General features: G+C 43.9%; 3 protein-coding genes. All 3 read right to left on the reverse strand.

Translation table 11 applies throughout. The features are described from left to right. The coding region (locus tag LD39_RS15040) for a DEAD/DEAH box helicase (protein ID WP_052158892.1) at positions 1-1,274 on the reverse strand (1,274 nt) is incomplete at its 3' end. Positions 1,275-1,334: 60 nt separating this feature from the next. Next, positions 1,335-2,183 (reverse strand): DegV family protein, encoded by an 849-nt coding sequence (locus tag LD39_RS15045; RefSeq protein ID WP_035548924.1) that lies wholly within the window; start codon positions 2,181-2,183, stop codon positions 1,335-1,337. Positions 2,184-2,814: 631 nt separating this feature from the next. Further along, on the reverse strand, positions 2,815-3,492 hold the full coding sequence (locus LD39_RS15050) for a response regulator transcription factor (RefSeq protein ID WP_035548928.1): 678 nt from the start codon (positions 3,490-3,492) through the stop codon (positions 2,815-2,817). Positions 3,493-3,574: the final 82 nt, after the last annotated feature.

The raw sequence follows: 3,574 nt of genomic DNA on the forward strand, positions 1-3,574 counted from the left end.
AGGGCGGGTTCATCAAACAGCTCGTGGCCCGCGTCAATGACGTACACATCTACAGAAGGAAAAGTAACGCCTCGCTCTAGAATCGTCGTCGTAATGAGGATGTTGTATTCTTTTTGGCGAAAAGCACTGACTTTTTCCGCTCGAATGGGATCGTCGGCATGGACGAATTCTACATTATAGGAAATAGATTTTAAGTAATCAGCGATCATTTCTGCTTTCTGTTTTGAAGGAAGAAATATCAGCAATTGGCGGGAAGATTTTTGTTGAAAGCTAATTTTTTCTATGATCGAACGGGGGAGCCGGTTTCGTTTTAAATGACGATGAAGGGTTGGAGTGAGTTGCAGCTTCGGAACAGGCAGTGGACAGCCGTGGAACCGCTTCGGAATAAAAACAGCAGGAAGCGATTTTTTCCGGATGCGCTTCTTCTGTGCTTTCCTGGGGGTGGCGGTTAGATAAATGCGGGCAGCGTCTTCTTTCGCCGCCCGGCCTACGGCAAAATGAAGCGAAGAATCATTATGAAACGGAAAGGCATCGATTTCGTCAATGATTATCACATCAAAGGCGTGGGCAAACCGGTATAGCTGGTGAGTGGTCGCAATTACGAAGGAAGCTGCACCAGTTTTGTCCTCGCTATCTCCATACAGAGCAGCTATGTTTACTTCCGGAAAAGCCTGTTGGAAACGCGGAACAAGTTCACGTACAACATCTGTCCTTGGTGTTGCCAGACATATGCGCTTTCCTGTCTGTAGCGCCTCTTTTATACCCGGAAACAGCATTTCTGTTTTTCCGGCTCCGCATACGGCCCAAATAAGTTTTTCACCATGACCTGTTGTTACAAGCTGCTTGATTTCGTTAGCGGCAAGCTGCTGATGAAACGTAAGCGAACCTTCCCATTCACATGGACTTTCATACTTCGGCCACTCCACATGAGGACTTCCAAAGTAAAGCGGTTCACACTCGAGGACACGTCCCATTTGAATGCAATAACGACAGTACACACAGGGCGTTTCGCATGAGTGATGCGGCATTTCTGCGAATAAATCTTTTTGTTGATTGCCACAGCGCCGGCACCGATAGCCCCACCAATATTTTTCTACCGATGAAATTTCAGTCAAAACGGATGCTTCTACGAATGATGAAATTTCTTTTTCAGTAAAGAGAAGTTCGTGTTTCAAAAGGAGTTTGCCTGCGATCTGAGGGAAAGAGTGATGAGGCATTTGTGAAGGGATCCAGGAGTAGTCTTTAATAAAATAGCTGCGGAGGGTATCAATCATTTCATCACCTGCTTCTGTAAAATAAGCGCCTGCTTGAGTCTCACAAACAGGCGCTTACACTTACGATTCCCGGTACCAACCTAGTCCGATGGCTCCTTCGCCAAGGTGCGTACCAATGACAGGGCCAAAATAACTGAGTTCAACCGCGACGTTATCAAACTTTTCTTCTATTTCTTGCTTCAGTTGTTCTGCTTCATCCAGTTGATTGGCGTGGATGAGACAAGCTTTGTAATTACCACCTTTTTGAACAGATTCTTCAAAGAGGCTTATGATTCGCTTCAGCGCTTTTTTGCGGGTCCGGATTTTTTCAAAAGGAACGATTTTTGTGTCAACAAAGTGCAGGACAGGCTTCACCTGCAGAAGACTTCCTATAAAGGCTTGGGCTCCGTTCAAGCGTCCCCCGCGTTGGAGATGGCTCAAATCGTCCACCATGAAGTAGGCGTTCATCGTCTGCTTCATTTCATCTAGGCGAGCGATAATCTGCTCGGGAGTTGCTCCGTTATCAGCCAGTTCAGCCGCTTCCAGTGCGTAAAAGCCCTGCATAAGGCAGCTGATTTCGGAATCATACACGTGCACATCGATTTCCTCAACCATCTCCCCTGCTGTCATCATCGCCTGGTATGTCCCGCTGATGCCACTGGATAAATGAATCGCTATAACCGCATCAAAGTTTTCAGAAGCAAGCTCCTCCAGTTTCTTTGTCATCGAACCGATAGAAGGCTGAGAGGTCTTCGGCAGTTCACCGCCTTCCTTTACCATATCGTAAAAATCTTCCGCATTTATATCAATTTCTTCCTGATAGGATTCATGACCAAAAATGACGTTCAACGGAACCATATGTATGTTGTTGGCTTTCCGAACATCTCTAGGTATGTAAGCCGTACTGTCTGTTAGCACCGCTGTTTTCATCTGATCCAACTCCTTATATAACGATTGATCGTTATCTATTATGTAGAGGCAAATATACCAAATTCTCTTTCTATCATTTTACATGAACCACTACTACTTTGCACCAATAAACTGGAATTTGGATGAACGAGAGAATGTAGTCAAAGTGTGAGATTCACATTGAGTCTTCACTGGTTCTGGTCGATACAAACAAAATAGTAAATTCCATATACTGGATGACCTGAGGTGGGAATTAATGGATATAGGTCAGGGGAAAGGTAGTAAAACAGAATATCAAGCGAATTGAGTCTGTTTCTATGGAGGGGGGAGGGTAGGAATCACTCAGAGTCTTTAGTGAATCAACGGTAACAGGTGATATATCACTCAAGTTACAGGAAAAATCGGCGAAAGCGCTTCAAGAATCGCTCAAGAAAGCTGGAATCAGCGAAACCCATCACCATATCGACTAAATATGGAAACGAATCGCCCACATCGCATGAGATATCGCTCATCGTTGACCGAACCACCAATTGGAGGCATTGAATCAAACGAAATATTATCCACCAGACTATAAAACACCAAAATAAAAAGGCTATCGTCCGAGGTATACATTTTCATACCTTAGACGATAGCCCTTTTCTATTAAAGTAAATTAAATGACTTCAACCCAGCCATTTTTTATCGCTGTAACAACTGCTTGCGTACGGTCATTTACATTCATTTTCTGAAGAATATTACTTACGTGGTTTTTTACGGTTTTTTCACTGATGTAAAGCGATTCCGCTACACCGCGGTTACTGTTTCCATCTGCTAAAAGCTGAAGCACTTCACACTCACGGCGTGTCAGTAAGTGCAGTGGCTTACGGTATTCAATCGTACGGTAAGCGCTGCTTCCTTTATTTTCAGAGAGACGACGATACTCGGCAACTAGGTTGTGAGTTACTTTCGGATGAAGGTAGGATCCGCCATCACTGACAACTTTGATCGCGTCGATCAATGCGTCAGAATCCATTTCCTTCAGTAAGTACCCTTGTGCCCCAGTTTTAAGTGCGTGGGTTACGTAGTTTTCGTCATCGTGGATAGATAGGATGATCACTTTCAAATCTGGATATTTTTTCGTAAGCTCAGCAGTAGCTTCAACACCATTCATACTCGGCATGTTGATATCCATTAATACGACGTCGGGAGAGTACTCCTCGATTAAATGCAGGGCAGCACTGCCATCGTCACCTTCAGCTACTACTTCAAAACTAGATTCAAAGTCTAATATTCTCTTTACGCCTTCACGGAATAATTTATGGTCATCAATCAGGACTATTCTGGTCGTCATGATCTTTTCCTCCTATTTTCTTGCAAATAATGGATTTACTTACGTTCCCCTAACCTATATTGGTTTCTCTTATTTTTTGTTT

Origin of the sequence: Halobacillus sp. BBL2006 (assembly GCF_000786645.1) — a bacterium.
Classification (GTDB): Bacteria; Bacillota; Bacilli; order Bacillales; family Halobacillaceae; genus Halobacillus.

Coding starts and splice junctions, on each gene's coding strand:
- LD39_RS15045 (WP_035548924.1), bottom strand. CDS start 2,183: ATGAAAACAGCGGTGCTAACAGACAGTACGGCTTACATACCTAGAGAT.
- LD39_RS15050 (WP_035548928.1), bottom strand. CDS start 3,492: ATGACGACCAGAATAGTCCTGATTGATGACCATAAATTATTCCGTGAA.